The 26,472-nt window shown below is 67.4% G+C and carries 25 protein-coding genes and 1 riboswitch; of the genes, 13 read left to right on the forward strand and 12 right to left on the reverse strand.

What is annotated here, in order from left to right:
* Both AC5W54_RS16650 and AC5W54_RS16655 read left to right on the forward strand, forming a co-directional pair.
* A partial coding sequence (locus AC5W54_RS16650; protein ID WP_495963217.1) for a transketolase-like TK C-terminal-containing protein occupies window positions 1–1,134 on the forward strand: 1,134 nt, incomplete at its 5' end.
* A 76-nt stretch (window positions 1,135–1,210) separates the two neighbouring features.
* Window positions 1,211–1,379: riboswitch (FMN riboswitch) on the forward strand.
* A 72-nt stretch (window positions 1,380–1,451) separates the two neighbouring features.
* Window positions 1,452–1,931, forward strand: coding sequence for a 6,7-dimethyl-8-ribityllumazine synthase (locus AC5W54_RS16655; RefSeq protein ID WP_495963218.1), 480 nt, complete (start codon window positions 1,452–1,454; stop codon window positions 1,929–1,931).
* Window positions 1,932–2,028: 97 nt separating this feature from the next.
* On the opposite strand, the gene AC5W54_RS16660 is transcribed toward AC5W54_RS16655, so the two are convergent.
* From AC5W54_RS16660 to AC5W54_RS16695, 8 genes are all read right to left on the reverse strand, one after another.
* The gene (locus AC5W54_RS16660) at window positions 2,029–2,988 is read right to left on the reverse strand and encodes a D-ribose ABC transporter substrate-binding protein (RefSeq protein WP_495963219.1); all 960 of its coding nucleotides are present in this window, start codon (window positions 2,986–2,988) and stop codon (window positions 2,029–2,031) included.
* 72 nt (window positions 2,989–3,060) lie between these two features.
* Window positions 3,061–4,206: an ABC transporter permease gene (locus AC5W54_RS16665; protein WP_495963220.1), complete on the reverse strand. Its 1,146-nt coding sequence runs from the start codon at window positions 4,204–4,206 to the stop codon at window positions 3,061–3,063.
* 27 nt (window positions 4,207–4,233) lie between these two features.
* Window positions 4,234–5,370, reverse strand: a complete 1,137-nt coding sequence (locus AC5W54_RS16670; protein WP_495963221.1) for a sugar ABC transporter ATP-binding protein — start codon at window positions 5,368–5,370, stop codon at window positions 4,234–4,236.
* Entirely contained in the window at window positions 5,354–5,779 is a 426-nt protein-coding gene (locus AC5W54_RS16675) for an ATP-binding cassette domain-containing protein (RefSeq protein ID WP_495963222.1), read from the reverse strand. The genes AC5W54_RS16670 and AC5W54_RS16675 overlap by 17 nt, the downstream gene beginning before the upstream one ends.
* A gap of 33 nt (window positions 5,780–5,812) precedes the next feature.
* On the reverse strand, window positions 5,813–6,469 hold the full coding sequence (locus AC5W54_RS16680; RefSeq protein WP_495963223.1) for a DUF2291 family protein: 657 nt from the start codon (window positions 6,467–6,469) through the stop codon (window positions 5,813–5,815).
* 57 nt (window positions 6,470–6,526) lie between these two features.
* Window positions 6,527–8,116: a glycerol-3-phosphate dehydrogenase gene (locus AC5W54_RS16685; protein ID WP_495963224.1), complete on the reverse strand. Its 1,590-nt coding sequence runs from the start codon at window positions 8,114–8,116 to the stop codon at window positions 6,527–6,529.
* Window positions 8,117–8,151: 35 nt separating this feature from the next.
* On the reverse strand, window positions 8,152–9,768 hold the full coding sequence (locus AC5W54_RS16690; RefSeq protein WP_495963225.1) for an FGGY family carbohydrate kinase: 1,617 nt from the start codon (window positions 9,766–9,768) through the stop codon (window positions 8,152–8,154).
* A 69-nt stretch (window positions 9,769–9,837) separates the two neighbouring features.
* Complete coding sequence (locus AC5W54_RS16695; RefSeq protein WP_495963226.1) at window positions 9,838–10,821, reverse strand: sugar-binding transcriptional regulator; 984 nt, start codon at window positions 10,819–10,821, stop codon at window positions 9,838–9,840.
* A gap of 177 nt (window positions 10,822–10,998) precedes the next feature.
* Here AC5W54_RS16695 and AC5W54_RS16700 point away from each other — a divergent pair, with 177 nt between their 5' ends.
* Complete coding sequence (locus tag AC5W54_RS16700; protein ID WP_495963227.1) at window positions 10,999–11,793, forward strand: hydroxypyruvate isomerase family protein; 795 nt, start codon at window positions 10,999–11,001, stop codon at window positions 11,791–11,793.
* A gap of 49 nt (window positions 11,794–11,842) precedes the next feature.
* Complete coding sequence (locus AC5W54_RS16705) at window positions 11,843–12,619, forward strand: triose-phosphate isomerase (RefSeq protein WP_495963228.1); 777 nt, start codon at window positions 11,843–11,845, stop codon at window positions 12,617–12,619.
* 91 nt (window positions 12,620–12,710) lie between these two features.
* On the opposite strand, the gene malG is transcribed toward AC5W54_RS16705, so the two are convergent.
* The 3 genes from malG to malE form a co-directional block, all read right to left on the reverse strand.
* Complete coding sequence (malG, locus tag AC5W54_RS16710; RefSeq protein WP_495963229.1) at window positions 12,711–13,601, reverse strand: maltose ABC transporter permease MalG; 891 nt, start codon at window positions 13,599–13,601, stop codon at window positions 12,711–12,713.
* A gap of 26 nt (window positions 13,602–13,627) precedes the next feature.
* On the reverse strand, window positions 13,628–15,241 hold the full coding sequence (gene malF, locus AC5W54_RS16715) for a maltose ABC transporter permease MalF (protein ID WP_495963230.1): 1,614 nt from the start codon (window positions 15,239–15,241) through the stop codon (window positions 13,628–13,630).
* 75 nt (window positions 15,242–15,316) lie between these two features.
* Window positions 15,317–16,504: a maltose/maltodextrin ABC transporter substrate-binding protein MalE gene (gene malE / locus AC5W54_RS16720; RefSeq protein WP_495963231.1), complete on the reverse strand. Its 1,188-nt coding sequence runs from the start codon at window positions 16,502–16,504 to the stop codon at window positions 15,317–15,319.
* Between the two features lie 380 nt (window positions 16,505–16,884).
* On the opposite strand from malE, the gene AC5W54_RS16725 reads away from it, so the two are divergent.
* From AC5W54_RS16725 to proX, 3 genes are all read left to right on the forward strand, one after another.
* Window positions 16,885–18,141 (forward strand): quaternary amine ABC transporter ATP-binding protein, encoded by a 1,257-nt coding sequence (locus AC5W54_RS16725; RefSeq protein WP_495963232.1) that lies wholly within the window; start codon window positions 16,885–16,887, stop codon window positions 18,139–18,141.
* Window positions 18,138–19,043, forward strand: a complete 906-nt coding sequence (locus tag AC5W54_RS16730) for an ABC transporter permease (RefSeq protein ID WP_495963233.1) — start codon at window positions 18,138–18,140, stop codon at window positions 19,041–19,043. The genes AC5W54_RS16725 and AC5W54_RS16730 overlap by 4 nt, the downstream gene beginning before the upstream one ends.
* A 170-nt stretch (window positions 19,044–19,213) precedes the next feature.
* On the forward strand, window positions 19,214–20,245 hold the full coding sequence (gene proX / locus AC5W54_RS16735) for a glycine betaine/L-proline ABC transporter substrate-binding protein ProX (protein WP_495963234.1): 1,032 nt from the start codon (window positions 19,214–19,216) through the stop codon (window positions 20,243–20,245).
* A 47-nt stretch (window positions 20,246–20,292) separates the two neighbouring features.
* Here the strand turns inward: proX and AC5W54_RS16740 are convergent, their stop codons facing one another.
* Entirely contained in the window at window positions 20,293–21,333 is a 1,041-nt protein-coding gene (locus AC5W54_RS16740; RefSeq protein ID WP_495963235.1) for a DUF21 domain-containing protein, read from the reverse strand.
* A 235-nt stretch (window positions 21,334–21,568) separates the two neighbouring features.
* On the opposite strand from AC5W54_RS16740, the gene ftsH reads away from it, so the two are divergent.
* From ftsH to AC5W54_RS16770, 6 genes are all read left to right on the forward strand, one after another.
* Window positions 21,569–23,467: an ATP-dependent zinc metalloprotease FtsH gene (ftsH, locus tag AC5W54_RS16745; RefSeq protein WP_495963236.1), complete on the forward strand. Its 1,899-nt coding sequence runs from the start codon at window positions 21,569–21,571 to the stop codon at window positions 23,465–23,467.
* A gap of 121 nt (window positions 23,468–23,588) precedes the next feature.
* Window positions 23,589–24,083: a nodulation efficiency, NfeD-like protein gene (locus AC5W54_RS16750; protein ID WP_495963237.1), complete on the forward strand. Its 495-nt coding sequence runs from the start codon at window positions 23,589–23,591 to the stop codon at window positions 24,081–24,083.
* Between the two features lie 2 nt (window positions 24,084–24,085).
* Window positions 24,086–25,135: an SPFH domain-containing protein gene (locus tag AC5W54_RS16755; RefSeq protein WP_495963238.1), complete on the forward strand. Its 1,050-nt coding sequence runs from the start codon at window positions 24,086–24,088 to the stop codon at window positions 25,133–25,135.
* 154 nt (window positions 25,136–25,289) lie between these two features.
* Window positions 25,290–25,616: an ArsR/SmtB family transcription factor gene (locus tag AC5W54_RS16760; protein ID WP_495963239.1), complete on the forward strand. Its 327-nt coding sequence runs from the start codon at window positions 25,290–25,292 to the stop codon at window positions 25,614–25,616.
* Window positions 25,617–25,656: 40 nt separating this feature from the next.
* On the forward strand, window positions 25,657–26,112 hold the full coding sequence (locus tag AC5W54_RS16765) for a hypothetical protein (protein ID WP_495963240.1): 456 nt from the start codon (window positions 25,657–25,659) through the stop codon (window positions 26,110–26,112).
* 3 nt (window positions 26,113–26,115) lie between these two features.
* Window positions 26,116–26,466, forward strand: coding sequence for a rhodanese-like domain-containing protein (locus AC5W54_RS16770; protein WP_495963241.1), 351 nt, complete (start codon window positions 26,116–26,118; stop codon window positions 26,464–26,466).
* Window positions 26,467–26,472: the final 6 nt, after the last annotated feature.

The following is a 26,472-nucleotide window of genomic DNA, read 5'->3' on the forward strand; positions in this document are numbered from 1 at the left end:
CAGGGCCACACCCGCCAGGCCGACTGGCAGGCGCGCTTCGAGCGCTACGCCGAGGCCCACCCGGCACTGGCCCGCGAGTTCCAGCGCCGCCAGAAGGGCCAGCTGCCCAGCGAGATCACCAGCGAGGCGCTGATCGAGCAGGCCCAGGAGAAAGGCGACTCCATCGCCTCGCGCAAGGCCTCTCTCAACTGCCTCAACGAACTCGGCCCGCAGCTCCCCGAGCTGCTCGGCGGCAGCGCCGACCTGGCGCCCTCCAACCTGACCTTCTGGAACGGGGCCAAGGCCATCGCCAAGGACGACGCCGGCGGCAATTACCTGCACTACGGGGTGCGCGAGTTCGGCATGGGCGCGATCATGAACGGCATCGCCCTGCACGGCGGCTTCGTGCCCTATGGCGCCACCTTCCTGATCTTCATGGAGTACATGCGCAATGCGGTGCGCATGGCGGCGCTGATCGGCACCCGGGCGATCTACGTCTTCACCCACGACTCCATCGGCCTGGGCGAGGACGGCCCCACCCACCAGCCCATCGAGCAGCTCACCACCCTGCGTGCGACGCCCAACCTCTGCACCTGGCGCCCCTGCGACGCCGTGGAGACCGCGGCCGCCTGGGATGCCGCGCTGAAGCGCCACGCCGGCCCCACCGCCCTGGTGCTGTCGCGCCAGACCCTGCCGCACCAGGCGCGCAGCAAGCCGCAGCTGGCCGAGATCCAGCGCGGCGGCTACGTCTTGAAGGACTGCGACGGCACCCCCGAGCTGATCCTGATCGCCACCGGCTCCGAGGTCGGCCTGGCCATGGACGCCGCCGCCGAGCTGGAACAGGCGGGCCACGCCGTGCGCGTGGTCTCCATGCCCTCGACCGACCGCTTCGACGCCCAGGACGCCGCCTACCGCGAACGCGTGTTGCCCCGGGCGGTGACCAGGCGCCTGGCCATCGAGGCCGGCCACGTCGATGGCTGGTACAAGTACGTGGGCCTCGACGGCCGGGTGATCGGCATGACCACCTACGGGGAGTCCGGCAAGGCGGAAGACCTGTTCCAGCACTTCGGCTTCACCGTGGAGAACGTCGTCGAGCAAGCCAACGAGCTGCTGAAGGACGACGTCCAACGGCCGCGGAAGGCAACCACCGAGTAACGCGACGACGTCGCAACTGTCTGGCGGCACGACACCGTGCCGGGTAAAATGCACGCGACCGCGGCCAAGCCGCGGTCATTGTTCTCAGGGCGGGGTGAAAGTCCCCACCGGCGGTGATGGCCCCTTTCGCCTCAGCCCGCGAGCGCCCGGCAGCGCACAACCCCAGGGTTGCCAGCGTGCCGGGGTCAGCAGATTCGGTGTGATTCCGAAGCCGACGGTGATAGTCCGGATGGAAGAGAACGGCTCCATTGACGGGTGCTCATGCCCGGCGATTGGTTCCGCATGCCCTGATTCTGGTTATGCAAACGAGGAAGACCATGAATCAGTCCACCCCCAGCCACACCCCACACATCGCCTTCATTCAGGCCGGCTGGCACGACGATATCGTCGGCCAGGCCCGCGAGGCCTTCACCACCACTCTCGCCGAGAGGCACGGCATCGAGGCCGACCGGGTCGAGGTGTTCAGCGTCGCCGGCGCCTACGAGATTCCCCTGCAGGCCAAACTGCTGGCCAAGAGCGGTCGCTATGACGCCATCGTCGGCGCCGGCTTCGTGGTCGATGGCGGCATCTATCGCCACGACTTCGTCGCCCAGGCGGTGATCGACGGCATGATGCGGGTCCAGCTCGACACCGAAGTACCGGTGCTCTCGGTGGTGCTCACCCCGCACCACTTTCACGAGCACGCCACCCACATGTCGTTCTTTCACGAGCACTTCGTGACCAAGGGGCGCGAGGCCGCCGACGCCTGCGCCATGACGCTGGAGAACCTCCGCCAGGCCCGTCGACTGGGCGACTGATGACGGCGCGGTTTCCCACAGCCACCACAACGACCCTGCCCGGCGCAAAGCCGGGCAGTGTCGTATCAGATGGGATGGGCGTGCCCAGGTGTTTCCCCTATTGCTGCGCGAGCACGAAGGGGGCAGTGTAGCGATCCACGTTCTCCGCGGTGACGAGCATGCAGTCGAAGAGCTGTTTCTCATCATCAAGACCGGTCTCGCCAGTGCGGATGAACTCGTCTGCTATGCGAATCGCCTGCTCGGCGAAGATGGCCACCGGCTGCAGGACCGTATAGGCCATCTCGCCGGCCCTGACCGCATCGACCGCGTCGGGCGAACCATCGAACCCACCGACCACCACGTCGTCAAGCTTGCCGGCTTCCTTGAGGGCCGCGATCGCACCGAGCGCCATCTCGTCGTTGCCGCTGATCACCCCCTGAACGTCGGGATTGGCCTGCAGCATGCTTCGCATCTTCTGGTAGCCCTGGGTACGGTCCCAGTTGGCGACATCGAAAGCTGCCTTCTCGAGGTCGGGGTACTGACCGAGCACGGTTTCGTAACCGTTGGAACGCGTCGCGGCGTTGTTGTCGGAGGGTGCTCCCTTGAGTTCGACGTATGTCGCCGCGCCGTTGACCTCTTGTGCCCACTGCTGGGCGCCCAGAGCCGCCCCCTGGGCGTTGTTGGAGACGAGCTGGGCCTTGGCCAGTCCCTGCTGGTTGATCTCCGCATTGACGATGAACACCGGGATACCGGCGTCGACCGCCTTGCGTACGGCCCCGATGGAACCGTCGGCGTTGGCCGGGTCGAGGATGATGGCCTTGGCCTGGTTGGTGATCGCGGTATCGATCTGCCGGCTCTCGGTGTTGGTATCCCCCTTGTGGGAACTCACGTTGGCCACATAGCCCAACTCCTCGGCGGTCTCGCGGGCGATCTTGCCCTCGGTGAACCAATAGGGGTTGGAGGTATCGTTGACGATGATCGAAATGAGCCCCTGATCCTGGGCCGAGGCGGCGCCGGCGAAGAGCGGGGCGCTGATGGCGAGGGCGGCGATCAGCAGGCGCTTTCCAGTCTTGAACATGGTGAACCTTCCTTACTGTTGTGGTTGTGATGCCGATTCATCGGCTGGGCTTGCCACAGCGGTATCCGCACGTCAGGCCGCGGTACCCTGTGGTGAGGAAGACATCTGATGCTGCGAGGAAGACGTCTGGTGTTGTGGGGGTGGCGTCTGACCGCCGGCTGGTACCGAGCGCTTCTTCTTGCGGCCCGAGTATTGAATGCTGTTGAGCAGCACGGCGAGAACGATGACGGCCCCTGTGAATACGGTCTGCCAGTAGGACGAGACGCCGATGATCACCAGCCCGTCGGACAGGAAGCCGATCACGAAGGCCCCGAGCAGCGTGCCCTTCACGGTGCCACGGCCGCCGGTGAGCGCCGCACCGCCGATGACCACGGCAGCGATGGCGGTCAGTTCGTAGGTGGTACCCGCCGTCGGCCCTGCCGAGGTCAGCTGCGACGACAGCACCAGTCCGGCGATGGCGGCGCAGATCCCCGACAGCACATAGACCGCCACCTGCACGCGCTTGACCGGTACCCCGGACAGTTCCGCTGCCCGGGCATTGCCGCCGGTGGAGTAGACCCAACGACCGAAGGGAGTGCGCGACAGCGCCAGCATGGCGGCGATGGCCACGGCCGCCATGATCAGCACGCCCATCGGAACGCCGAACAACCGATTGAAACCCAGCCACTCGAAGCCGGTATTGCCGAGATCCGCGCTGCCGCCGAGGTGGTTGTAGGTGAGGCCGTCGGTCATCAGCAGGGCAACGCCGCGGGCCACGTAGAGCATGCCCAGGGTGGCGACGAAGGCGGGGACCTTGAGGTAGGCAATGAGTACGCCGTTGATCACACCGACGAACGCCCCCAGCGCACAGGTCAGGACAACGACCGCCCACACCGGGGGATACACCACGACGCCGAAGGCCTCGAACGATACCCCCTGCATCAGGAAGCCGGCGAAGACGCCCGTGAGTGCCAGAGTCGAGCCCACGGACAGGTCGATGCCACCGGTGAGGATGACCAGCAGCATGCCGATGGCCAGCAGGCCGAAGATCGCCACATGCGATGACATGGTCAGGAAGTTGTTCGCCGAGAAATAGAACGGCGACAGGATCGAGAAGATGAGGATGATCGCGATCAGGGCGAAGAACGCCCTGCCCTCGAGCAGCAGGCGTCCCAGGTCGAGGCCGCCACCGGACGAGCCCGGTCGTGTGGTAGCTGTGGCTTGGCTGACGTTGGTCATTGTTATGAACTCCGCTATTGATGGGGATCAGGCGACCACGGCTTCACCCGAGGCGGCCATGATCTCTGCTTTGGTGACGTCGGGGCCGAACTCCGCCGCGATCCTGCCGCGACTCATCACGACGACCCGATGCGCGATGCTCAGGCATTCGCCGACCTCGGAGGTCGAGAAGACAACGGCCAGCCCCTGCTGTGCGCCCTCACTGAGCAGCCGGAACACCTCGGCCTTGGCACCGATGTCGATGCCGCGGCTGGGCTCGTCGAGCAGCACGACCCGGGGATGCGTCGCCAGCATCTTGCCGATGACGACCTTCTGCTGATTGCCGCCCGACAGCGAACCGATGTCGGCCCCACCGCCGTCGGTCTTGATATGCACGTTGCGGATGGAGGCTTCGACGACCTCCTGCTCCCGACGACGCGAGGTGAAGAGCCACTGGGTGAAGGCGCCGATGCTGGCCAGCGAGAGGTTTTCGCCCACCGACATCGTCTGCACGAGTCCGTCGCGCTGGCGGTCTTCGGGCACCAGCACCAGGCCCTGCTCGATGCGCTCGGCGATGCTCAGGCCCGAGACGTCGCGACCTTCGAGCACGACGCTGCCCCCCGTCAGGGGGATGCGGCCGGCGACGCTTTCGAACAGCTCGGTGCGTCCGGCGCCCATCAGGCCGTAGAGGCAGACGATCTCGCCGGCCCGCACGTCGAGGGATAGCCGATCGACGGCCGACCGGTCAGGTACCGAAGCATCCGCGACGGAGACTTCACGCAGCGACAGCGCGACGTCTCCCATGGGGTAGCCGGTGGGCGGTGCACCGAGGTCGAAGCCCTCGCCGACCATGTGGCGCACGATCCACTCCAGGTCGATGTCTCGGCGTGGGGCGTAGGCCGTCATGGTGCCGTCGCGCAGCACTACCGCATGGTCGGTGATCGTGAGGGCTTCCTCGAGGTGGTGGGAGATATAGACGATCGAGACGCCGCGGCTCTTGAGGTCGCGGATCACCCGGAACAGCACCTCGACTTCCGAAGCCGAGAGCGCCGAGGTCGGCTCGTCCATGATCAGGATGCGCGAGTTCGCCGACAGCGCCCGGGCGATCTCGACGATCTGCTGCTGCCCCAGGCGCAGGTCCTCCACCAGGGTCAGCGGGTCGATGGGCTCATCCAGCTCTTCCATCAGCCGCCGCGTCTGGCGCCCCTCCTCGGCATAGTCGATGCCGGTCGCCCCCCCCCCCCAGCTCGCGTCCCATGAAGATGTTGTCGCGCACGCTGAGGTTGGGGGCGAGACTCAGCTCCTGATGGATGATCGAGATGCCCAGGCGCTGCGCCTCGGTGGTCGAGGCGACACTCACCGGTCGGCCATCCAGGAGGATCTCGCCCGATGTGGGCGGAAGCACACCCGACAGGATCTTCATCAACGTCGACTTGCCGGCTCCGTTCTCGCCGAACAGGGTGGTGACCTGGCCGCGATGGACATCGAAGTTCACCGACTTCAGGGCATGGACGTTGCCGAAGGACTTGGCGATGTGACGTGCCGAGAGGATGACCTCGTCGAGGCTGTCTTGTGCTTGTAATGTCTGGTTCATGGCATGCTCATCCGTCATTCAAGGAGACCTGGCTCACAGCACGGTCAGCCGGACCGGCGTCACGAGCCAGTTGTGCGGATTGATCAGCTGGAAGACACCGGTGACCGAAACGGTCTTGCCGGTCAGCTCACCGGTATCGATATCCGCGAGCACCTGCGCCTTCATCTCGTCGTTGAGCGCCGCGCCGGCGTTCTGGTACTCGATCTGGTTGGTGAACTGGCCGAATTGGATAGTGCCGGTGGCGTCCCGCAGGTCGGTGCCATTGATGGCCGGTCCGGTCTGCATGCGGATCGTCAGATCGTCGGGGACGCCTTCGACATCGACCGCGTAGATGCCGCCCTTGCCTTCACCGACCACGCCGGAGAAGCTCACGGGCATCACCGGGCCGATGCCGGCCGCTACGCCATGGCGCTCGCCGGCTGCCGCCTGGTCCTCGGCGATGGCGGTCGCCAACAGGCTGGCTTCGACAGCACGCTCCTCGACGCTGGCCCGCACGATGGGGAACTGCTCCGCGCCGAAGCGTTCAGCCACGAAGCCGTCAACGCTCAGCTCCGCTTCCGAGCCGATCGTCACGACCTTGGTGTCCAGGGCGATGGCGCCCAGCAGGACGATCGCGATACCGATGGCCACGGCCAGGCCGCGACCTCTCCTGGGGTACGGCAGCGGTACGGCGTTGGTTGATGCGTTCATGGTGGAAAAACCTCTTGTTGTTGGAATGTCTGCGCTGGCGCAAGCGGTGAGCCGGGCTCAGGAGGTGACCACGCTGCCGCGACTGGTACCGGCTCTGGCGCTCGGGGGAGCCTCGACCTCCTGTGCCACCCAGGCCGCGACCCTCTCGACCTCCGCCTCCCCCATGACCAGATAGAGCTTGGTGCGTCGCTCGAGGAGGTCCTCGGCGCTGCGCGCCCACTCGTGGTCGATCAGGTAGCGGGCTTCGGCGGCGTAGAGGTCGGCGCCCAGGTGCTCGCCCAGGTCCGCGTAGCCCCTGGCCGCGCCGAGGATCCGTCGGGCGAGGGTGCCGTAGAGGCGGGCGTAGCGGGTGGCGGTGGCCGCCTCGAGCCAGGGGTAGTCGCGCTTCAGTCCTTTCAGGAAGGCCGCGAAGTCGGCCCCCGGCATGTCGCCGCCGGGCAGCGGCGCGGACTCGTTCCAGCTCTTGCCCATCGCCGGAAAGTAGGGGGCGAGCTTTTCCAGGCCGTGCTCGGCGAGCTTGCGGTAGGTGGTGATCTTGCCGCCGAACACCGACAGCAGCGGCGCCTTGCCGTCTGTATCGGAGACGTCGAAGACGTAGTCGCGGGTCACCGCCGAGGGGTTGTCCCGGGCGTCATCGAACAGCGGCCGGATACCGGAGAAGCTGGTCAGGATGTCGTCCCGGGTATAGGGCGTCTTGAAGTAGCGATTGACCACGCCGAGCAGGTAATCGATCTCCCCCTGATCGATGGCCACCTCGTCCGGGTCGCCCGCATAGACGATGTCGGTGGTGCCCACCAGCAGCTTGTCGCCCTCGTAGGGGTTGACGAAGATCACCCGCTTGTCGTCGTTCTGCAGCAGATAGGAGTTGGCGGTGGCGTAGCGTTTGGGCAAGACGATGTGGCTGCCCTTGACCAGCTTGACCCTGTCCTGGCCCCCCTGGGCGAAGGTGCCCCTGAGCACCTGGTCCACCCAGGGGCCGGCGGCGTTGATCACCGCCCTGGCGGCGAGGGGGGTGACCTCGCCGCTCTCGGTGTCGGTGAGTTCGACCTCCCAGTGATCGGCCCGCCGGGTCGCCCGGGTGCAGGCGGTACGGGTGAAGACCCTGGCCCCGAGGCGCGCGGCGTCGAGCGCATTGAGCACCACCAGGCGGGCATCGTCCACCCAGCAGTCGGCGTATTCGAAGCCCTTGGGGTACTCCTCCCTGATCGCCTCGCCCTCCGGGCAGCGACGCAGGTCGAGGCCACGGCTGCCGGGCAGGAGGTCGTCCTTGCCGCCCAGGTGGTCGTAGAGGAACAGGCCGGCGCGGACCAGCCAGGCCGGACGCTGCTCGGGGCTGTGGGGCAGCACGAAGCGCATCGGCCAGATGACGTGTGGCGCCTGCTTGAGCATGACGCTGCGCTCCTTGAGCGCCTCGCGCACCAGGCGGAACTCGTAGTACTCCAGGTAACGCAGGCCACCGTGAATCAGCTTGCCGCTGCGCGACGAGGTGCCCTGGGCCAGGTCGTCCTTCTCGCACAGGGCGACGGACAGGCCGCGGCCGGCGGCGTCCCGGGCGAAGCCGGCGCCGTTGATGCCGGCCCCGATGATCAGCAGGTCATATTGAGGACGGCGGTCGTGCCTCCGGGGCATGGCGGATGGGTCGGACATTCTTGCCTCCAGTGCGGGGAATATCGTGAGCCGCTTCAGCGGTCGGCGGTGACGCGCTCGAGGTGGCGCCAGAAACCGTCCGAGGTGGTGTGGGAACGGCGGTAGACCCCGAACAGCCGCTCGTAGAGGTTCTGCAGGGCGGGGTCGGGCGCCACGCTCTCCTCGGCCAGGAAGGGAGTCACCCAGGTCCGGCAGGCCTCGGCCAGGTCGCGGTGGTGCCCCAGGCACAGGCTCGCCACCATGGCGGCGCCGGCCGCGCCGGTCTCGCCGCGGGTCAGAGTGCGCACCGGCACGCCCATCACCGAGGCGAGGATGGTGCACAGCGTTCTGCTCCGGGCGGCGCCGCCGGTCAGCCGCAGCTCCTCCGGGTGGGCCTCCAGGGCGTGGTAGCAGTCGCGGGCAGCGAAGGCGATGCCCTCGTAGATGGCCCGCGCCATGTGCAGATGGTTGACCTCGGTGGAGAGTCCCAGGAACTGGGCCCGGGCGCGGGGGTTGAAGAAGGGGCCGCGCTCGCCGTTGGCGCAGATGAAGGGGTGATAGATCACCCGTCCCGGCTCGGTGGTGGCCAGCGCTGCGTCGAGCCGCGGCAGCAGCCCCTCGGCGGTCAGCGGCGCCTCCCCCAACGCCTCGAGCATCGTGTTGAGCCCCTTGATGAACCACTCCAGGTTGAGGGTGGCGGCCATGTTGGAGCACAGCTGTACCCAGGTGTCGGGTGCCACGCAGGGCATGGTGTAGCAGGAGTGGTTGCTGAGCACGATGTCGCGCGGATCCTCGCGCACGCAGAGGTGGGCCCCGGTGGTGCCGATGATGCTGCAGGCCACCCGCCTGCCGGGTTCATAGACGCCGGCGCCGAGGCCGGTGGCCAGCATGTCGACCGGCGCCAGCACCACCGGGGTGCCCACGGCCACGCCGATCTCGCGGGCCACCCCGGCGCTGAGGGCGCCATGTTCACGGCTGCCGTCGAGGATCCGCGGCAGTCGCTCGCGGTGCCCATCCAGACCGAACGCCTCGAGCACCTCGTCCGAATAGTCGCCGCTGCGGAAGTCACCGTAGGTCCACAGCGCCTCGGCCGGGTCGGTAGCGCGATCGCCGGTCAGGCAGAAGTAGAGCCAGTCCTTGCAGTGGAAGATGGTGGCCGCCGCGGCGACGCGCTCGGGTTCGTGACGCTCGAGCCAGCTCAGCTGGCCGCTCTGGATCGACTGGTTGAGCCCGGTCCCGGTGCGTCGGTACGCCTCGGGCCCGGTGCGGGTCGCCCGCCAGTGGGAGACGATGTCGCTGGCGCGGCTGTCGAGCCACAGCAGGGCATTGCCCACGGGCCGACCCTCGGCGTCGATCATCCAGGTGCCGTCGCCCTGACCGGTCACCGCGATGGCGGCCAGCCGCGGAGCGAGCGCCGGGTGCTCGGCAAACAGGCGCTGGAGCGTGGCCCGGGCCGCCGCCCAGGTGCCCGGCAGGCTCTGCTCGACGCCGCCGTCGGGGCGGGTCTCGAGCCGATTCTCGCACTGGGTCTTGGCCAGCTCCCGGCCCTGGCGATCGAAGGCCACCGCCTTGATCACCGAGGTGCCCGCATCCAGGCCGACGATCACGTCATCGGCATGGGGCCCCTCGGGGGCAGGCTGGAAAGCGTGAGCGCCGCCCTCGTTGTCGGTCATGGGCGTGTCTCCTGATGTTGTCGTTGTAGTAATCGTTTTCGTTGTCGTGATGCCGTGGGCCTGGTGTGGCTAGGTAGCGCCCTCGTCGAGCAGGGCGAGCACCTGGCGGGCGACGACCTCGTCGGTGATCAGGCCCTTGAGCAGGCCACTGCGCAGCACCGAGAGGGTGGCGCGTACCTTCTCTTCGCCCCCGGCGACGGCGACGATATGGTGGTCGCGCAGCTGTTCGAGACTCAGTCCCAGCGTGCGGCTGTTGATCTCGCAATCCACCTGGTGGCCCTGGGCATCGAGGAACTGGCCCAGCAGTTCCGCCTCGGCACCGGCCTCGTGCAGCCGGCGCGCATCCTCGGCGTCGATCTCCCCGAGCTCCATGAGCAGGGAATGGCCCTGCGACGGCACCGCGCCCAGCCCCACCATGGTCAGGTCGGCGGCGGTGGCGAGCTTGATCACGTCCTGGACGCTGCGCTGTTCCATCAGCACGCGCTTGTGTTCGGCCGTATCGGCGAACAGCGGCACCGGCAGCAGGTAGCCCTCGCCGCCGGTCTTGTCGACCAGACGGTGGATGACGTCGTAGGGGTTCAGGGCCATCTTGCGCACCACGCTGCCCAGCACGGGGACCATCTTGAGTCCCGAACAGTCCATCTGCGGCAGGCAGTTGACCATCTCCGACAGGCTGCGGCCCCAGCCCAGCCCCAGCACCTCGACGCTCTTCGCCTCCAGGCGGCTCTTCAGGTAGTAGGCCGCCGCCATGCCCAGATTGGCGAAGGGATTGACGCCCTCCTCGGCGGGCATGGCGGGCACCACGGCACAGACCTCGAGGTTCATGCGCCGCTTCAGCTCGTCCTCCAGGCTCAGCAGAGACTCGGGGGATCCCTTGATGAAGACCTGGACGGCGCCCATCTCGTGGGCCGCGGTGATCAGCCGATGCACCTTCATGCGCGACACCCTCAGCCGCTCGGCGATCTGTGCCTGGGTGTAGCCCCCCGCATAGGAGAGCCAGGCCGCCCGCAGGGCGAGGTCGGTTTCGCTGTGACTCGGGGGGGCGTTCTTCATGTTCGACTCTCTCCTTTGATATTTTGTTCGGCTACTGTTAAAAATAACGCTAGAGGAGGTTCTCGAGGCTGTCAAGGCGTTTCCCACCCTGCCACGACACGCTCGCAGGCCCTCGATACCGGGGCCGTCGGCACCACCCCGGACCCCGACCAATCAACGACAAAGCAGGAGGTCAGCGTGCTCAAGCTCGCCGCCAATCTGACGTTCATGTTCACCGAGGTGCCCTTCCTGGAGCGCTTCGCCCGGGCCCGGGCCGCGGGCTTTCGCTTCGTGGAGTTCCACAATCCCTACCCCTTCTGCGAGCGCCTCGAGGCGATCCGCGACGCCGCCACCCGGGCGGAGGTGGAGATCATCCATTTCAACCTGCCGGGGGGCGACTGGGAGGCGGGGGAGCGCGGCATCGCGGTGCTGCCCGAGCGCACCGCCGACTTCAACGAGGGGCTCGAGACCACCATCACGATGGCCGGACGGCTGGGTTGCGGCCAGCTCAACTGCCCGCTGGGCTATCCGCCACCGGACCTGCCCCGGGCACTGCAGCGCCAGACCCTGATCGACAACCTGCGCCATGCCGCCGAGGCCACGGCCCAGGCCGGCATCCGCCTGCTGGTGGAGCCGCTCAATCCCCTCACCCATCCCGGCTATCCGCTGGTCAACACCGCCCAGGCGGTGGCCCTGCAGGATGCCGTCGACCATCCCAACCTGTTGATCCAGTACGACGTCTATCAGATGCAGCGCTCGGAGGGAGAGCTCATCGAGACGCTGCGTCGCCACGACGAGCGCATCGGCTTCGTCCAGCTCGCGGACAACCCGGGGCGCCACGAGCCCGGCACCGGCGAGATCAATTACCGCTTCCTGTTCGCCGAGCTGGAACGCAGGGGCTTCGATCGCTTCATCTCCCTGGAGTACTCCCCCAGCGGCACCACGGAAGACGCATTGCACTGGATCCGGGACTACGGCATCCGGCACGCCTGAGCCCTGTCTGCCCTCGCGCCCACAATCGACCCCACCACCGGAGCACGCCATGACGACGCCATTCTGGGTAGGCACCAGTTGGAAGATGAACAAGACACTGGGCGAGGCCGCCGACTACTGTGCGGCCCTGCACGACGCCGAGCTGCTGCGCGATCCACGCCTGCAAGGCTTCGTGATCCCGCCCTTCACCGCCCTGAGCGAGGTATGCCGGGCGCTGGCCGACACGCCGGTGATGGTGGGGGCTCAGAACATGCACTGGGCCGATTCGGGCGCCTACACCGGGGAGGTGTCGCCGCTCATGGTCCAGGATTGCGGCGCCGATATCGTCGAGCTGGGGCATTCCGAGCGGCGCGAGTCCTTCAACGAGACCGACGCGGCGATCAACCGCAAGGTCAAGGCCGCCCTGGCCCAGGGCCTGCGTCCGCTGATCTGCGTCGGCGAGACCGCCGAGGAGCGGGAGCTGGGCGTGGCCGCCGACACCGTGATTCGCCAATGCCGGATCGCCCTCGGTGGCGTTTCGCCCCGCGACCTGGATCGCGTGCTGATCGCCTACGAGCCGGTCTGGGCGATCGGCGAGCACGGCACCCCCGCCACGGCCGAGGACGCCGGCTGGATGCACCGCCGCATCCGGGAGGCGCTGCCGACGACGGTGCAGGGCGTTCCCCTGCCGGTGCTCTATGGCGGCAGCGTCAGCCCGGACAACTGTGCCGAGCTCGCCGCCCTGCCCGAGGTCGCCGGCCTGTTCATCGGACGCAGCGCCTGGCGACCCGAGGGGCTGCTGGGGATCGCCGAGCGGGCGCTGGAGGTCCGTCGCGGCCTGGCGTGACCGTCGGGGGAGCATGAAAAACCCCGGCCAGGTGGCCGGGGGCGAGCAGCGCTTTGCTCAGGACGAGGAACGAGGGGCGGCGGTCGGGGCGTCAGCCCTTGACGCCGCCGGCGGTCAGCCCGCCGATGATCCAGCGCTGGCAGATCAGGAACATCAGGGTAATCGGTAGGCCTGACAACACCGCGGCGGCGGCGAAGTTGCCCCAGCGCTGGTTGTGGTCGGCCAGGTACTGCTGGGCGCCCACGGCCAGCGTCAGCTTGTGCTCGTCGACCAAGAGCACCGAGGCCATGGGGTATTCCATGATGCTCATCACGAAGGCGAGGATGAATACCACCATCAGGATCGGCACCGACAGCGGCAGCAGGATGTAGCGGAACGCCTGCCAGGTGCTGGCGCCGTCCACCATGGCGGCCTCCTCCAGCGAGCCGTCGATGGACTCGAAGTAGCCCTTGATGGTCCAGATATGCAGCGCCACGGCGCCCAGCGAGGCGACGATCAGCGAACCGTGGGTGTTGATGCCGAGTGCCGGCACCAGCTGGCCGAGGCGGTCGAAGAGCGCGTAGAGCGCCACCAGCGAGAGCACCGCCGGAAACATCTGGAAGATCAGCATGCCCTTGAGGATCGGTGCCTTGCCCTTGAAGCGCATGCGGGCGAAGGCGTAGGCGCTGGTGGTGGAGAGCAGCACGATCAGGGCCGACGACACCAGTGCCACCTTCACCGAGTTCCACAGCCACAGCAGCACCGGGAAGGGCGGCTGGACGACGCTGCCGTCGGCCCGCTCCCAGGGGATGCCGAAGGCCAGCGCCCAGTGCTCCAGGGAGAAGCGTTCGGGGATCAGGCTGCCGGTGGCGAAGTTGCCCTCGCGGAAGGAGATCGAGATCACCAGCAGCAGCGGGAAGACGATCAGCGAGACGAAGCCGATCAGGGCGAGATGCGCGCCAAGCCGTCGGGCGCGGATCGAACGGGGTTGGACCATGGCCATGGCGATAGCTCCTTTGATCGTGTGAATCAGACCTTGACCCTGGAGAGGCGCAGATTGAGCCACGACAGGCCCGCCACCAGCAGGAAGATCAGGGTGGCGATGGCCGCCGCCAGGCCGAAGTTCTGGCCGGCATCCTGGAAGGCGATGCGGTAGGTGTAGCTGACCAGCAGGTCGGTGGTGCCCGCCGGGGTGCTGGCGCCGAGGATGTCCGGGTTGCCGCCGGTGAGCAGGGCGATCAGCACGAAGTTGTTGAAGTTGAAGGCGAAGGCAGCGATGAGCAGAGGCGTGAGCGGCTTCAGGATCAGCGGCAGGGTGATGCGCATCAGGTTGGTGAGCGGCCCGCCGCCATCCACCGCCGAGGCCTCAAAGAGGTCGCGGGGGATCGACTGGATCAGCCCCATGCAGAGCAGCAGCATGTAGGGGTAGCCGAGCCAGGTGTTGACGACCAGCAGCATGGTGCGGGCCAGCCAGGGGTCGGTGAACCACTCGGGGCGGATGCCGAACAGCGTCTCGAGGATCATGTTCACCTCGCCGAAGTGCTGGTTGAACATGCCCTTGAAGATCAGGATCGAGATGAAGGCCGGCACCGCGTAGGGCAGGATCAGCAGCGTGCGGTAGATCGCCTTGCCCCTGAGCTGCTCCCACTGCAGCAGCGAGGCGAGCACGAAGCCGACGATCAGGGTGAAGAGCACGGTGAGGCCGGCGAAGGCGAAGGTCCAGACGAAGATCTGCACGAAGGGACCGCGGATGTCCGGGTCGGCGAAGATGCGAGTGTAGTTGTCGAGTCCCACTGCCACCGGCCACCCCGGCGTGATGCGCTCGCCGTCGTCGGCGACGAAGAAGCCGATCTCGGGATCCGGCGTCAGCACCCGGTCGTCGCGGCGATCATAGAGAGTGCCGTCCTCACGGGGTTCATAATGGTCGAGCATGGGGGCGAAGTGGCGCAGGCCCGCCAGGCGCAGCTCGAGCCCCTCCGGGGTGGTCAGGGTCAAGGCCTGCAGGGCACTGCGCGCCGCGATCACCTCGCGCATCGCCAGCGGCTCGCTCTCGGGGGCGGCATCGGCGGGCTGGATATCCAGGTGGTGCGCCGCTTCGTCACCGAGTTCGATGGGGCCGGTCACGAAGCGGTTGGCTTCCTCCAGGGCCGCCTCCGGCTCGCCGTCGGCCTCACCCTGCAGCTCGGTCTCGCCCTCGCGCTCCAGGTAGAGCCGCACCCGGTCACCCTCGCGATAGAGGCCGAAGGCGAAGGCGGCGCCCTCCTCCTGGTAGGTGCGGGCCAGCAGCTGGCCGCGCACCCGATCCTCGCTGAGCAGGTTGCTGGAGCTGTAATTGCTGAAGCTGATGCCGAAGGTATAGAGCAGCGGGAAGATCACGAAGACCCCGAGCCCCGCCAGCGCCGGAAAGATGTAGCGGTGGCTCATCAGGCTGCGCTTGGTGAAGACCACCGCCATGGCGGTGCCGAGCACCAGGAACAGCAGGGCGAACATCCACTGGCCGTTGAGATGGAAGGCCAGCACCAGCCATAGCAGGGCGATCACCAGGGTGGCGATCAGGGCGCGGCCGGCCCAGCGGGTGTAGCGTTCGGTGGGATGGCGCGAGCGGTGCCGGGGCAGGCCGCGGGAGGCGTTGGTGGTGTACATGGGCATGACCTGTGAAACGAGCCTGCAGGGGTGCCGGCGGGGGGCCGCCGGCGTTGCGTGGCGTGAAGGGCGTGCTTACTGGCGCATGCGGCGGGCTGCAGCGTCCAGGGCTTCCTGGGGCGACTGGCGGCCGCTGCCGATGTTCTGCAGCGCCGGTTCCATGGCGGCCCAGAAGGCGCCCATCTCGGGGATGTTGGGCATCGGCATGCCGATCTCGGCGTTGGCCAGGGTGGCAGCGATATTGGGATCGCTCTCCAGCGCCTCCTGGTAGGCGATATGGGCCACCGCGCCCAGCGAGCCGTCGGAATTGAAGGTGCGCAGCCCTTCCTCGCTGAGCAGGTAGTTCTCGAGGAACTCCACGGCCAGGAAGTCGTTGGGCGAGGCGGAGCTGATCATCGCCGTCATCACCCCGAACATCGGCCGGGCCCGCTCGTCGCCCACCTTGGGCAGCAGCGCCACGCCGAAGTCGATGCCGCTGCGCTCGAGGTTGCTCCAGGCCCAGGGGCCGCTGATCATGGTCGCCACCTCGCCGCGGTTGAAGCGGGTGTCGGCGAGGTTGTAGTCGGTGCCACGGGGCAGCACGCCGCTCTCGATCAGCTCGACCAGCAGTTCCGCGCCCTGGGCGGCGCCGTCGTTGTTGACCCCGATATCGGCGACATCGAAGCCGTCCTCGGTCTGGCGGAAGGGGTAGCCGCCGTTGGCCGCCAGCAGGGTCCAGCCGTAGTAGGGCTCGCTGTAATCGAAGAGGATCGCCTTCTTGCCCTGTTCGGCCAGTTCGGCGTCCAGGGCCGCCAGCTCCTCGAAGCTCTCCGGCGCCTCGTCGACGAGCGCCTTGTTGTAGATCAACCCCAGCGACTCCACCGAGATCGGGTAGCCGTAGGTCTCGCCGTTCCACAGGGCGGCGTCCCAGGTGAAGTCGAAGTAACGTTCACGGAAGCCGTCGCTGGGCGAGATCGGGGTGAGCAGGCCGCTCTGGGCCCATTCGCCCAGGCGGTCGTGGGCCCAGATCACGATATCCGGGCCCTGGCCGCTGCCGGCGGCCTGCTGGAAGCGGTCGGTGAGATTGTCGGGGTGGACGATCTCGATGGCGATGCCGGTGTCGGCGGTGAAGCGCTCGGCCACCTCGCGGATGCCCTCGGGGCCCTTGTTGTCGCCCATCCAGATGGTCAGGCGGTCGTCGTCGAAGGCCATGGCGGGCAGCGAGAGGCCGGCGGTGAGGGTCGCGGCCAGCAGGGGGAAGGCGAAGCCTTGGCGTGTGGTCATGTCGATAGCCCCATTATTGTTGTGAAGCGTCATGATGGAACGGCGTGCCTCTGCAGCGCGGCAGCGCCTTTTGTGATCGCATCAAGACTCGCCAATCCGTGGCGACGATGCCTCCTCCTCCCCCCGGTGGCAGGAGGCGTAAGGCAAGGGCGTAGGCCATGCTGTGGTCAGCCTGCCCCACGGTGGTGCGTCGCGCATGGCGGCTATACTAGGATGAAGTCAGCCGCACGAGGATCGGCCAGCCCGCCAGGAGGGCACTCCGCCGTGATCACTACCGGCAGGAGGGGAGGCGCGATACCGACGGCGGCAGCGTCCTGAAAGCGAGCCAAGGCTCCGCTGATGACACGCAACCACTCGAGCGGAGCCGGGAGTGAGCCGGCTTGATACGCGCAGAGAACGTCACCAAGCTCTTCGGCCCCAACCCGGCGTCGGCCCTGCCGCTGCTGGAAGCAGGCAAGGGCAAGAGCGAGATCCAGGCCGAGACCGGCCATGTGCTGGGAGTCCACGATGTGAGCTTCGCCCTGGAACCCGGCGAGGTGTTCGTCATCATGGGGCTCTCGGGCAGCGGCAAGTCGACCCTGATTCGCTGCATCAACCGACTGTTCGAGCCCACCGCCGGGCACATCTTCTTCCAGCACCCCGACGAAGGGGAGCTGGACATCACCCGGCTGTCGCCGGAGCGGCTGCGCCAGCTGCGCAAGTACCACATGAGCATGGTCTTCCAGCACTTCGCGCTCTTCCCCCACCGCTCGGTGCTCGCCAATGTCGCCTATGGCCTGGAAGTCCAGGGTCGGGCGCCGGCCGAACGTCAACGCCACGCCCGGGAGATGCTGGAGATGGTGGGGCTGGGCGACTGGGGCCACGCCTACCCGGCCGAGCTCTCGGGGGGCATGCAGCAACGGGTCGGGCTGGCCCGGGCGCTGGCCACGGATGCCAGGGTCCTGCTGATGGACGAGCCCTTCTCGGCCCTGGACCCGCTGATCAAGGTGAACATGCAGCAGGAGCTGAAGAAGATCCAGGCGCAGTTGGGCCGCACCATCCTGTTCATCACCCACGACCTCGACGAGGCGATGCACATCGGCGACCACATCGCCATCATGGAGGAGGGCGCCGTGGTCCAGCTCGGGACACCCGAGGAGATCCTGGTCAATCCGCGCACCGATTACGTCGCCCGTTTCGTGGAGCATGCCGACCCCACCGGGGTCATCACCGCCGGCACCATCGCCCTGCCCTTCGATACCCGAGCCTTCCCGCCGCTGGCACAAGCCGATGGGGTGAGTTTCGTCGCCAGCCGCGACTGGCCCGACCTGCAATACGGCCTGGACGACCAGGGTCGCCTGCGCCGGGCCAGGCTGGGCGACACGGAGCTGGAGATTCAGCCGCTGGAGACCGTGCTCGAATCCGGGGTCCAGGGAGCCCGTCGCGAAGACCTGCTGATGCAGTGCCCACGGGAGACGGTGTTGCGCAAGGTACTGCGCGGCCGCACCCGCTCCGCCCTGCCGGTCCTGGTGACCGAGCATGACGGCCGGGTCTCGGGACTGATCGACGAGCCGCAGCTGATCAGGGGTATCCTGGAGAAGCGCGGGCCGGCAGCCGGCAGCGAACCGCGGCCCGCCCGGGAGGAGGTGTCATCATGACCGAGATCCTCGAGTTCCTGCGCCAACTGATCGTCGACCCCTTCGGGTTGCTCGAGGCCCTGCCGGTGCGGCAGTGGATCACCGACGTGGTCAACTGGATCGTCGGCAACTTTCGCGACTTCTTCCGCACCTATGTCAGCCCGCCGGTGCGGGGCGTCATGGACTTCACCCAGACGACCCTGGCGGCCATCCCCCCCGGGCTGTTCCTGATCGGCATCTTCCTGATCGGCTGGCGGGCCGCCTCCTGGCGGGTGGGGCTGTTCAGCCTGATCGCCTTCGCCCTGGTGGGCTTCATAGGTGTCTGGGATGCCCTGGTGGTCACCCTGTCGCTGGTCGCCACCGCGGTGCTGTTCTGCACGGTCATCGGCCTGCCGCTGGGCATCCTCTGTTCGCGCAGCGACCGCTTCGCCAACGCCATGCGCCCGATTCTGGACATCATGCAGACCACCCCACCCTTCGTCTATCTGGTGCCGGCGGTAATGCTGTTCAGCATCGGCAACGTGCCTGGGCTGATCGCCACCATCATCTTCGCCATGCCGCCAATGATCCGCCTCACCAACCTGGGCATCCGCCAGGTGCGCCAGGAGTACATCGAAGCGGCGGTGGCCTTCGGCTCCACGCCGCGCCAGATCCTGTGGAAGGTGCAGTTTCCCCTGGCCATGCCGACCATCATGGCCGGGCTCAACCAGACCATCATGCTCGCCCTGTCCATGGTGGTGATCGCCGCCATCATCGGGGCCGGCGGCCTCGGCCTCGAGGTCTACGCCGGGCTCGAGCGGCTCAATATCGGCCAGGCCTTCGTCGGCGGCATCGGTATCGTGCTGCTGGCCATGGTCCTGGACCGCATCACCCAGGGGCTGGGTGAAAAGGGCCCCGGCAGGAACGGGCGCAGCGGCCCCTGACCGGGAAGGAGGTGACACGACCGCGCAGACGACCGATGACACCGGGACAGGGCAGCGATATCCCTGTCGTTCTCAACACGCAGCCTGTCGGATTTGACCGATCGTCGCGAGAGACACGGATTTCGCGGTAGCGGCGTCAAGTCCGACAGGCTGCCAGGGAGGCTGAAGCGATGAAATACCATGCCCGTACTTTGCGTCCGCTGAAGTGGGCCGTACTGGCCGCCGCCGCGGCCTGGGCCCTCACCGCCACCGAGAATACGGCTGCCGACCAACCCGGCGAGGGCGTGTCGGTGCAGCCGGCCATCGCCACCTGGACCTCGGCGGTGCCCGTGAGCTGGGTGTTCGTCGAGCTGCTCACGGAACTCGGTTACGATGTCCAGACCCCCATTTCGCTCTCCAACCCGGTCGCCTACCTGGCGATCACCGAAGGCGACGCCCACTACTGGCCCAACGGCTGGTTCCCGCTGCACAACCCGCAGCTGCCGGACGACTTCGACGACGTCGCCACCCTGTTCGATCCCCACTGCCCGGCCTGCGGCATCCAGGGCTACCTGGTCGATATCCCCTCGATCGAGGAGTACGAGATCAGCGGAATCGACGATTTCACCCGCGACGAGGTGAAGGCCGCCTTCGACACCAACGGTAACGGCAAGGCCGACCTGTTCGGCTGCCCCCCGGGCTGGGGCTGCCACGAGGGCATCAACGCCATGCTCGACAAGTTCGAGCTGCGCGACCATATCAACCACGTGGATGCCGGCTACGCCGCCAACTTCGCCGAGGCCCTGTCGCGCATCCAGAACGGCGAACCGGCGCTCTACTACACCTGGGGCCCCAGCGCCTGGCTGCTGTCGCTGGTGCCCGGTGAAGACGTGATGTGGATCAACGCCCCGGGCATCGTCGAGGACGAGGCCGAGCGGACTGAGGGTGTCGAGGGCGCGGTCAGCGATCCCGTCGAGATGGGCTTCGTGGCCGCCGATATCCAGGTCGCCGCCAACAACGCCTTCCTCGAGGCCAACCCGGCCGCCGCCGAGCTGTTCCGTCAGGTGCGGTTGCCGCTGGAGTGGATCAGCGAGGTGGATGGCGCCATGGACGAACAGGATCTCACCGACGACCAGATCCGTCCGCTGGTCGCCGAGTGGATCGATGCCAACCGCGAGATGGTCGACGAGTGGCTCGCCGCGGCCCGTGCCGCCGCCGAGTGACCCGGGATACCGGGCGTTCCGGGGCACCACGCCTCGGGCGCCCGGCTTCAGGGCGCGGCACGAGCCAACGACGCGTCAGGCGAGATGCGCACGATACCGCGCAGCAAGCGCCCGAGTATGTCGGAGCCCGTGAGGATCCGCTTCTCGTCGGCCCACAGCAGGATCACGTCCTCGTCGAGGACATCGTCTCCGCGGTGCGACGGCCGCACGCGGAAACGCCCGATCACCTCCCCCAGCGGGATGGCCGGGTCCTGCACCACGATGGGATGATGGCAGTGGGCCAGCGGGCGAAACTCGTCGGCATCGAACAGCGCCGCGCGCAGGAAGGCGTTCACGTCGACCACCAGCCGCGGCTTACCGGCCTCGTCCACCACCACCGCACGGCTCTTGCCACAGGCCTGCAGGCGGCGCAGGAAGGCATCGTGGCGGGTCCTTTCGATGTCGGGAAACACCGGGCGAGACCCGGCGAAGGGCAGGACGAAGACGCTGCCGGGGTCCAGCGGCTCCCCCTCGCGACCGAGTGGCACGTCGTCCAGGGTCAGGAAGTTCATGGCACCGCGCCCCTCGACCCGGTCGATCTCGGTCTCGGTAGCCTCCATGTGCAGCCGAATCAGCTGGTGCAGGTCACGCTCCCTGAGGAAGGGTAGCGCCTCGGCCCCCAGCCAGCGGTCCAGCACCCAGGAGGTGGGACGAGCCACCGGCCACAGCAGCCACTGGTAGACATGCATCATCGGCGCCAGCAGCGCCGCCATGCGCATGGCATGTCGCGAGCAGAAGGCCTGGGGCAGGATCTCGGCGCACAGGGTGATCACCACGGTGGAGAACAGGAAGGCCGCCACCGCGCCCAGCGCCGACCCGGAGAGCAACGCCAGCAGCACGTTCACCGCCACATTGCCCCACAGGATGGTCACCAGCAGAAAGTTGGCATCCTGGCGCAGCCGCTGCACCCGCCGGGCCCGCCGGTTGCCCTTGCGCGCCTCGAGTTCCAGTTCCAGCTTGCTGATCGAGAAGAAGGCGAGGTTCAACCCCGAGAACACCGCCGACTGGCTGAGGCAGAGGAGGATCCCGATCCAGGTCAGCACGGTCATGGCGATGGCGCTCCTTCGCTTGGCGGTAGCCTCAGCGAAGCATAACCCGAGAGCCCCGAACAGCTCAGCAGCAGGACTCGAAGCGACTTCCGGTAGCCCCGCCCGGGAAAGGCCGCCATCCTTGATCCAGCGCAGGCCCGGCCGGCCCGTTACTGGGCTAGAGTGGAGGTAGCGCCCGCATGGTACATGGCACGGCGGCAGTCAGTCGGGCAGGGCCAATCGGCGCGAGGTTCCCATGGACAAGAAGCACCAGATCAACATCTACTACATCTTCGCCGCCATCATCTTCTTCCTGCTGCTCCAGAACCTCTTCCGCAACGTGCAGACCGTCGAGCCGATCCCCTACTCGGAATTCACCCGGCTGCTCGAGGCGGGGCAGATCGCCGAGGTCGAGGTCGGCCCGGACCGGATCACCGGCACCTTCACCTCGCCCCGGCCCGATGGCCGCACCGACTTCTCCACGCAGCGCATCGAGCCGGCGCTGGCAGAGGAGCTGTCGCGTCATGGGGTCGTCTTCGACGGCACCCGCGAGAATCCCTTCCTGACCACGCTGCTCGCCTGGGTCCTGCCGCTGCTGCTGATCTTCGTCCTGTGGAGCTTCATCATTCGCCGGCTCACGGGGAGTCAGGGGCTCGGCGGGATGACCACCCTGGGCAAGTCCAAGGCCAGGGTCTACGTGGAGACCTCCACCAAGGTCACCTTCGACGATGTCGCCGGGGTCGACGAGGCCAAGGAAGAGCTGAAGGAGGTGGTCGCCTTCCTGCGCGACCCGGAGCGCTACGGTCGACTCGGCGCCCATGTGCCCAAGGGCATCCTGCTGGTGGGGCCGCCGGGCACCGGCAAGACGCTGCTCGCCCGCGCCGTGGCAGGCGAGGCAGGGGTGCCGTTCTTCTCGATCTCCGGCTCGGAGTTCGTCGAGATGTTCGTCGGGGTGGGCGCCGCGCGGGTCCGCGACCTGTTCGAGCAGGCCAGCAAGACCACGCCCTGCATCATCTTCATCGACGAGCTGGACGCGCTGGGACGAGCCCGCGGTGCGGGCATCCCGGGCGGGGGTCACGACGAGAAGGAGCAGACCCTGAACCAGCTGCTGGCGGAACTCGACGGCTTCGACCCCTCCTCGGGCATCGTGCTGCTCGCCGCCACCAACCGGCCGGAGATCCTCGACCCGGCGCTGCTGCGGGCGGGCCGCTTCGACCGCCAGGTGCTGGTGGACCGCCCCGAGCGCCAGGGCCGCCTCGCCATCCTCAAGGTGCATATCAAGCGGATTCACCGCCTCGCGGCGGATGTCGACCTCGACCACCTGGCCTCGCTGACGCCGGGCTTCACCGGTGCCGACCTCGCCAACCTGGTCAACGAGGCCGCCCTGCTGGCCACGCGCCGGGATGGCGAGTCGGTCACCATGGCCGACTTCACCAACGCCATCGAGCGCATCGTCGCCGGCCTGGAGAAGAAGAGCCGTCTGCTCAATGCCCACGAGCGGGAGGTGGTGGCCCATCACGAGATGGGCCACGCCCTGGTCGCGGCATCGCTGCCGGGCATGGACCCGGTACACAAGGTCTCGATCATTCCGCGCGGGGTCGGAGCCCTGGGCTATACCATCCAGCGCCCCACGGAAGACCGTTTCCTGCAGACGGCGAGCGACCTGAAACAACGCATGGCCGTGCTGATGGGCGGACGTGCCGCAGAACGCCTGATCTTCGACGAAGTCTCCACCGGAGCCGCCGACGACCTGGCCAAGGTCACCGAGATCGCCCGCCGGATGGCGACCCGCTTCGGCATGGCCGACGATGCCGGGCAGGTGGTCTATGAGGAGGAGCGCCAGGCCTTCCTGGGGGACATCTATGGCACGAGCCAGCCGCGGGAGTACTCGGAGGCAACGGCCAGGGAGATCGACCTCGCCGTGCGCCAGCTGGTCGACGAGGCCTATGCCCGGGCCACGGAGATCCTCGCCGACCGCCGCGCCGACCTGCTGGCCGGCGCCGCCCTGCTGCTCGAGCGCGAGACCCTGACGGCCGCCGAGTTCCCCCCGATGCTGCCCCAGCGCCCACGGCAGGATGCCCCGCCGCAGGAACGACGGATAGACACCCATGCCGACAGGGCCACCACCGGCCCGAGTGATGAGACCACCGACTGATCCGACGCTGCCAGCGCTTCCCCCAAGACGATCATGCCGCAGGCCATGGGCAGGCCGGCGAAATCCTGCCATTATCGACACCGGGTCATGACCCGCCATCTTCACGTCGACCGGAGTCACCATGGAGTGGAACCTCGCCTATCTCTGGCTGGCCATCGCCCTGCTGCTGGGCCTCGCGGAACTGATGTCCGGCGGCCTGGTGCTGCTGGCACTGGGCGTGGCCGCCGCCCTGACCGCCGGCCTGGCCGCCCTGGAGCTGTCGCTGCCCTGGCAGCTGCTGGGCATGGGCATCTTCTCGGGCCTGCTGGTGCCGCTGGCGGTGATGGTGATCCGGCCCCGGTTCTCGCCCCGTGGCGTGGCCTACGGCACCACCGGCACCGGCGTGGAGAAGCATCGCACCTACACGACCCTCAAGCGCGACTTCGACGGGGCCACCGGCATCAAGATCAATGGTGACTTCTACCGCCTGCGGGTGGTGGAAACCGGCGCCAGCGAGCTGCCGGCAGGCACTCGGGTGACCTTCAAGGCGTTCGACGGCACGACCGCCCTCGTCTCGCCCGTCGCCCCCGATTCCTCCACAACAAGCGTCTCATCCACACCACACAGGGAGCAGTGAACATGGACCTACCCATCAGCCCGGGCCTGATTCTCAGCCTGATCGTCGTCGTCATCGGTATCCTGATCATCGCCAAGGGGCTGGTGATCGTGCGCCAATCCGAAGTCATGGTGATCGAGCGCCTGGGGTCGTTCAATCGGCTGCTCGAGAGCGGGATCAATATCATCATCCCCTTCCTCGAGCAGCCCCGCGCCATCACCATGATCCGTTACCGGAAGATGGGCGATGACTATCACGCCATCACCAGCGACGAGGTCCGCATCGACCGCCGCGAGACGGTGATGGACTTTCCCGGCCAACCGGTGGTGACCACCGACAACGTTACGGTGACCATCAACGGCGCCCTCTACTACCAGATCATCGATCCCAAGCGGGCCGTCTACGAGGTCGAGAACATGAGCCAGGCGGTGGAGGTGCTGGCCAAGACCACCCTGCGTTCGGTGGTCGGCAAGATGGAGCTCGACAAGCTGTTCGAGTCGCGCGCCGAGGTCAACAACGAGATTCAGGCCGCCATGGAGGAGCCCGCCTCCAAGTGGGGCGTGAAGATCTCGCGGGTCGAGGTGCAGGACATCGCCATGCCCGAGGAAGTGGAGACCGCCATGCGCCTGCAGATGGCCGCCGAACGCAAGCGCCGCGCCACCGTGACCGAGGCCGAGGGCGAGAAGGCCGCGGCCATCGCCAAGGCCCAGGGCCAGCGCGAGTCGGCGATCCTCAACGCCCAGGGCGACAAGGAGTCGGCCATCCTGCGCGCCCAGGGCGAGCAGGAATCGATCAAGCTGGTGCTCAATTCCATCGGCGACAGCGAGGAGAACAAGCGCACCGTGGTCGGCTACCTGCTGGGCCAGAGTTACATCAAGGTCCTGCCGAACATGGCCCGGGAAGGGGAGCGCGTCTTCGTGCCCTACGAGTCCAGCGCCCTGCTCGGCTCCATGGGCATGTTCCGCGAGATGGCCGGTTCACCGGAAGACGCCGTGGCCAGCCACCTGAGGGCCGTCGGCAACCAGAGCGGCCTGCGCGGCGGCGTGGTCGGGGGGGCCGCCACGGGCGGCTGAGCGAATGCCGCACGCCGCGAACGCGAGGCAAGCCCTGGCCGATCGCGGCGTGCGGCGTGCCGGCGAAGGGCATAGCGGCCTCATCGATACCCGTCATGACCCTAGTCATAATCGATATTTCAATAATTAATGAACTCATGTAACAATGAAACACATGAACGATGAGCTGATGGTCAAGCGACTCGGCGCCCTGGCACATCCCGTGCGCCTGGCGATCGTGCGGGCACTGGTACGGGCCGGTCCCGCCGGCCGGCCGGCCGGTCAACTGGGGGAATCCCTGGGCATCGCGCCCAGCGCCCTGACGTTCCACCTGCAGAAGCTGGCCCACGTCGGCCTGGTCAGTTCACGCCGGGAAGGGCAGTTCATGATCTATAGCGCGGCTTTCAGCGACCTGCTCGATCTGGCGGATGGCCTGGTGGGCGCCTGCTGTGCCGACACGCCCGAGGCGTGTGGCCCGCGCTGCCCCACGGCAAGACGGTGACGTCGGCTCGCTCACGCCCATTCGGATCGAGGAGTTCAGCATGCATGATGTCCAACCATCCGGCCGTTCCTGGCCACGCGCCATCGGAATCGGGCTGATCGTTTCCCTGCTCACGGCGCTGGTGATGGGTACCCTGATGGGGCTGGGGGTCTCCCCCTTCCCCCAACCGCCCTCGCTGGCCTTCGCCGAAACGCTCCTGGCACGCAGCCTGCCGCTACCCGTCGGCTTGCTGTTCCACACCGTCTACGTGACCTTCTGGTGCGTGGTGTTCGTGCGTTTTTTCCCGCAACGCAACATCAAGACGGCCCTGGGGCTTGCCGCGGCGCTGTGGCTGGTGATCCTGGTGATCTTCTTTCCGGTGGTGGGCTGGGGGATCGCCGGGCTGGGTATCGGTCCCCGGCTGATTCCGGCCTCCCTGCTGCCACACCTGCTGTTCGGGATCCTGCTGTGGGGACTGGACGCCTACCTGCCGCGCAAGCCCACCGACACGACATAGGCCATGGCACCGATGACTCCGATAGCGACAGAGACGCTGCGCGCCTGGCAAGTACAGGGCCGCGAGTTCGTGCTGATCGATACCCTGCCGGCGAAGAGTTTCGCCAAGGGCCACCTCCCGGGGGCCATCAATATCGTCTCCGATGACATCCTGGCGCGGGCCCCGGCGCTACTGCCCGACAAGCACATCCCCATCGTGGTCTACTGTGCCAGCACGACCTGCAAGCGCGCCGGCCGATCGGCCGAGCGCCTCGAACGCCTGGGCTACACGCGGGTATACCACTATGTCGGCGGCAAGCGAGACTGGGAAGCCGCGGGCTACCCCTTGACACCGATCTCCGACGAGACCGCCTGACGGCGG

The sequence above is a fragment of the Halomonas sp. LMYGS-3 genome (assembly GCF_059509875.1).